The 5,185-nt window shown below is 53.4% G+C and carries 5 protein-coding genes; 4 read left to right on the forward strand and 1 reads right to left on the reverse strand.

The window, feature by feature from the left end:
• From PY649_RS34375 to PY649_RS34385, 3 genes are all read left to right on the forward strand, one after another.
• The coding region (locus tag PY649_RS34375) for a hypothetical protein (RefSeq protein ID WP_285873499.1) at window positions 1–735 on the forward strand (735 nt) is incomplete at its 5' end.
• A complete protein-coding gene (locus PY649_RS34380; RefSeq protein ID WP_285873501.1) occupies window positions 732–1,430 on the forward strand; it encodes a hypothetical protein in 699 nt (232 codons plus the stop codon). The genes PY649_RS34375 and PY649_RS34380, both read left to right, overlap by 4 nt.
• Window positions 1,431–1,901: 471 nt before the next feature.
• Window positions 1,902–2,339 carry a hypothetical protein gene (locus PY649_RS34385; protein WP_285873502.1) on the forward strand — a complete coding sequence of 146 codons (438 nt, stop codon included), beginning with the start codon at window positions 1,902–1,904 and terminating at the stop codon, window positions 2,337–2,339.
• A gap of 219 nt (window positions 2,340–2,558) precedes the next feature.
• Here PY649_RS34385 and PY649_RS34390 read toward each other — a convergent pair whose 3' ends face one another.
• Complete coding sequence (locus PY649_RS34390; protein ID WP_285873504.1) at window positions 2,559–3,473, reverse strand: hypothetical protein; 915 nt, start codon at window positions 3,471–3,473, stop codon at window positions 2,559–2,561.
• Between the two features lie 797 nt (window positions 3,474–4,270).
• Between PY649_RS34390 and PY649_RS34395 the strand changes: the two genes are divergently transcribed.
• Window positions 4,271–5,044 carry a class I SAM-dependent methyltransferase gene (locus PY649_RS34395; RefSeq protein ID WP_285873506.1) on the forward strand — a complete coding sequence of 258 codons (774 nt, stop codon included), beginning with the start codon at window positions 4,271–4,273 and terminating at the stop codon, window positions 5,042–5,044.
• Window positions 5,045–5,185: the final 141 nt, after the last annotated feature.

Consider the following 5,185-nt stretch of genomic DNA (forward strand, 5'->3'; position numbering starts at 1 on the left):
ATGGCTTCGCACCGCAACCCGCCGCTACCGCCGCAAATACAGCAACCCAAAACCGCTGGAGCGAACTCAAAACTGGATAAAACTTGGGGGCAAGGTCACAAGCAAGAGATAGTAATGATGATGTCCGGTGTCGCGGCTGATCGAATTGCCCGCGCCGCGCTACGACAGCGCAGAGACACTCGCCAGTCCGAACTGGCGCAGATCCAGCGTGAACGATTGATTTGCGAGGATAGTCTCTTCAATACAAATCTACTTATCCACGTCTCGCACGAAATCGAGCGGAACGTCAGTTCGAATAGGCCGGATGATCAGGGCGCGCTGGTCGCGAACGACGCGGAAACCTATAAGTCATGGGCCGCAGTTACGCCCTACGAAGTCGCCAGCTACCTCACGGCGGGATCGAGGGTTTTTCCTATTCTACGGAACGAACGCGTCGAGAGCTTTCGGAACAGGACCCAAGATCGCATGGCTTTCCAAAACGGCGATGTCCCTTTGAGTTTTAGGGGTGACCTAACGGAAGAGCAATGCCGGAGGGGACACGACCGACTTGCGGAGTTCCTGGCGCGACGCGTCGCAAGGAAAGACATCAAGTCTCTAGTTGACGGAAAACTGACCTACGAGGACTTCGGCATCAAGGAAGACCTCCGAAAAACCATCGAGGAAATTGTCGGACAAGGAGTAACCGATCAATCACGCGACATACCCGATTTCTCCAAAACAGGAACTTTTCAATGACCTCTCGAAAAGCCCAGATTCTAAAGTGGGCCAGCGATCGAACTGAAGAACTTACTGAGACGAAAGTCGGTCGAGATCCACAGTATCGCCAGAACTGCATATCGATTGCGAGAGTATGTTTGAGTCTTCTTGATCAAAAGACACCCATAAAGCCAACCGTACCCGCGATAATTGAGGCTGGCGGCCTGATAGACCCAAACTTCAGAGCGGCATCGACCATATACAACGAATACGCAGACTTCGTGAGGATCTGGCGTGAAGCGTACCAACAGATCATGAACATAGGTGGCGAGCCGGGGCTCGGTCTTGAGCAGCTACTCGCTCGCGATCTCGACCTCACCGACCTGGACGAGGGAACTGCATCGCGCGTTCGTCATATCTGCGTTCGCTCCCTAGAGCTTCTGCAGCGCTATAACGCGCTCAAAGAAATCATCACTCAAACAGTGCCAGTCGATCTGGACGAGGGACCTGAGATGGAAGACAGCCTCATCGATGATCTCCTGCACTGGATTCAAAAGGTTCCTACCTGGGGATTTGATTATAACGAATATGGCCTCCAGGTTTCACGAACCACCACCGCGGGGACCTTGATCATGGACGCAGATTTGTTTGAGGGTTTGAAGGCCGTGGCAGGGGGGGCGAAATCGAAGTCCGCGGCTGTGGCGGCATTAGCTGCCGCAGACGGAGGAACGTGATGCAAAATAAGATATGGTGTCCACGAGAGGATTCGAACCTCCGACCCCAGGATTCATCCCACTTCGACTTTCGCCGCCACCCAAGAGGGCGTTCGTGGTCTGGACTGTCCCTTCACCGTAGGCCGGAAGCCCTTAGGTGCTGCCCATCCAGTCTCTACACCTTCCCGGGATTTCTCCTGGGCTTGGCTCGGGATTGGCATGCTGGGAGACCAGCGAAGCGTTCCCCGACTTTGAGCAGATCGATTGCAGTGTTTCCCTCTGCAACCCCCAATTTTTTCAGGAATCCTGTGCTCTATCCTGCTGAGCTACGTGGACATACTAACAAAGATTACACTGCCTCGTAGCTGATATCTCCCGAGACATCAACCACGTACGCAAACTTAACCAGGGCCGTAGGAGCATTTTTGCGATGTGATCGCAGTGGCACCCCGGTGCTTCGCTTGTATTTGAACTCACGTGAGGAAACGACCGATGGCGAGAAGCCTAGAGGCATTGTTCGAAGAAGTCGTCCTCTTGGACGACATCTGGGAATGTTGCGAGAAAGCGGACGAGGCAAGGGTTTCAGTCCTAGAAACGATGCTCGTGCAGGAAATCGAAGCGGCACACAGCCTTCAGCGGCTGATGATCCCAATGTGGCGAGAGGATCAACAGACAGTCACAGAGGCGCAGGAAGCAGCGGAGGCAGCGAAGAGGTGCGCGAAGCGGTTTGACGACTTTCGCAATTTTTCGGATGCGTTTGTACTGGAGAACGAGTGGTTTGCGGAGGCGGTAGCTCACGTCGACGATGTCTATGCGGAGGTGCTGCGCATAAGTGACGACAACGTCCGGGTCGCAGATGGTCGCGGGCGCAGAAGAGAATCGGGAATTCCAGATGAGTTCATAGGTCCTACAGGCTTCATTCCGTTCTAGTTTCGATAACCAGCCACTTTATCTCTCGGTCTGCCAACGCCAACATCTCTCCGCCCTTGGAGAATTTTAGGATCAGACAAAAAGATCGGGGTGTGGATGATGTCGCGGTCGCGATCACGCGTTAGCGTAAGTGTCTGGTCATTCGGGTTGGCCTAGGTAGCTAAAATTTGTCCCAAAAACCGACTCCCGGGAGGAGCGGTCTTTTACACCAGCTTTGTGTCAGGCCTCCGTCGGCGAACCCAGCGATCCTACAAACTCCTTCACCTTGGCTTCGCTCATGGCGCTCTCCAGCGCTTCAGCCATCCCCTCGAAGAGCCCAGCAAGCTTCCGCAGATAGTCACTTGTTATGTCGTCGTGCCTGTTTCCTTCTTTGTCACGTCCGTTGCGATGTACGCAATCATGACGCTTGCTGACCGACATCAGAATCATCTTTCGATCGTCTTTTTCGCTCGGCAGTATCGAACTTCCGAACGCGTTAGCACACATCTGATTCACAAGGACGAGGTTGTGAAAGGATATCCCTTGGAGGGTAGTTTTGATCATATCACGAACGATGTTGGGTTTGGCGAGGACCGTCTCCAGAGAAAGTTGTTTGTCCTTGAGCTTTAAGTCATCAAGCTTTAGCATCTGCCTTTGCACCGACACGTCGACGATCGCGGCACCGATAATGGTATCGGACAAGTAGGCTTCGACGATCGAATATAGATTGCTGAAGAGCATGCGATTCCGACTACTTTCGCCATCGAAGCTTCCGATTTCCCCGACAGTATACCGCCACTCCGCCATGGCGCGCAGGAAAATTCCGTAGGCTCCGGGCTCCGGTGACGGTTCGTACCAATCCTCAGGAACGCCCGGTAAATGCAGGGAAACTTCAACATCGTCACGATCGTCAAGGTGAGCGGTCAGTTCTCCTCGATTTTTGACAATCCTAACAGTCCAGTTGTGCGCTTCCTCTGAATTTAGGCAAGAGACCTCCCCGACGGTCTCACCGGTCCATTCGCTCGGAGTTAGCAGAATGGAGGTCGCAGGGTGGTGGCACTCAGGGCACAGGAACTTTACCTCGATATCGAAGTCGGGTTCGAACTCTTCATCCAGCCACTCGTCATCTGATATCTGTTCTTTCATCGAACCCATCGCTGCCCTCCTGAATAAGCGGTTGCATCCCGTCTACCAGCACACGCTTGCGGAAACGTGAATTCTGCCGACGTTTGCGTCGTGTCGCACAAGCGCTCAGCTTTATCCTGCATCGGACGGACGAACGAAATGGTTGTCATGTGACGGCATTACGTCGGAGGTTCATTGGGATGGCAATGTCAACGCTTACGTCAGCAACCTGCACATCGCCCACCTCGTCGACTCTGCTGCTTTGGTTGATCGGAGGACGGCTTTTCCCGGGTCCTCGCAGCCGTTCGACGATCGTCGATCGACCCGTGTGCCACACCGCAGCCGGCAGCCTCCGTTGCCCGCAAGCACCTCTTTTCGAACGTCATCTGCAGAACGATAGTCCGATCGCGGACAAGACGCTTGATCCAGACGTCCAACCAGGCATTCCTGCTCGTGCCACCAGCGACGTGGCGCACCCACTGACTGACGCTTGTGCCGGAGCAAGAGCCACGAGATCCACTATTTCGGCAATCGCATCGAAGTCACGGGTGCCGCACCGCCGCCGCCGTTCATCACCACGGGCCTCGTCGACATTCCTTCCGCGGCTCCTGCGCAAGTTCTGGCTTGTCGAGCCCTTCGCGCTCCCTTCGGAAGGAGAGTGGGGACGACTGGGCTGGCGATGCGGCGGCGACATCACGGCGAGTTCCTTTGCTGCAACGAGTATTTTCGCGAGGGCGCTGGCTGGCGCGAAAAGTTGAGATCTGCGCTTGAGCGCACCGAGCATCCATTTAATATGTCGCCGATCCAAGTATCTTTGAGTTTCGCAAATGATTTCTTCGTTGGCTGCAGACGAGACGAATTTTCTCAGACTGGAAAAGTTGCTAAGATTGCGGAGCTATTTTGGTGATATCTACGGCAGCACGGATCTGTGTGTGCTGCTCTACGTATTAGCAAAAAGGGAGCGCCCCAAATGTGTCGTCGAGCTAGGCACAGGTCTAGGCGTGTGTACGGCTTGGCTTTCTCTCGCACTCCTAGAGGTTGGGGAAGGGCACATTTGGACATTCGACGACGGGAGTCACCTACTCAAAAAGGAAATTGTGCGCAACGCCGCAACATCGGTGCGCAAACTGTTCAACCTACCTCCTAACCCCGACGAAAATCTAAAAGCGCTTTTCCTCGATCTTATCCGAGAATTGGACCTTGAAGGAAACGTTACTTTTGTGGATCAGCACATCGACTACGATGAGCGTCTCCGTATTGTTATTGACAGGATTGACGCTAAAGAAATCAACTGGTTGTTTAGCGACATATCTCATGGACCAAAGGAGATATCCACCATTATTGGTACATTTGTGCCAAAGATGTCGGAATATGGCTCTATATTTATCGATAGCGCCTCTAATAATATTTATTCTGCACCGTATCTTGAGAGAGTAGTTCCATTGCTGAACGCCGGCCTGCTTCCGCAATCGCCTGATTTCAAAGTGTGGGCCGATGGACCGCAGAATATGACCTCCCGCGTTTTCGAGCTTATCCACTTGAGGGAGGCACGCGACGGACCACAAAACAGTACCGCGTGGATAAGAATTCATCCAAAGTAATTAAGCATATCTAACGACCTTGACAGATTGTATTTTTCGGAGTGAACCGCGCCGGGTTTGCCGGAGGCTCCAACTCGTGAGAAAGTGGAGCCGATATGAGCAAGACGACCAACAAATTTTCACCTGAAGTTCGTGACCGAG

It is taken from the genome of Rhizobium mayense, assembly GCF_030272705.1.
GTDB lineage: Bacteria > Pseudomonadota > Alphaproteobacteria > Rhizobiales > Rhizobiaceae > Rhizobium > Rhizobium mayense.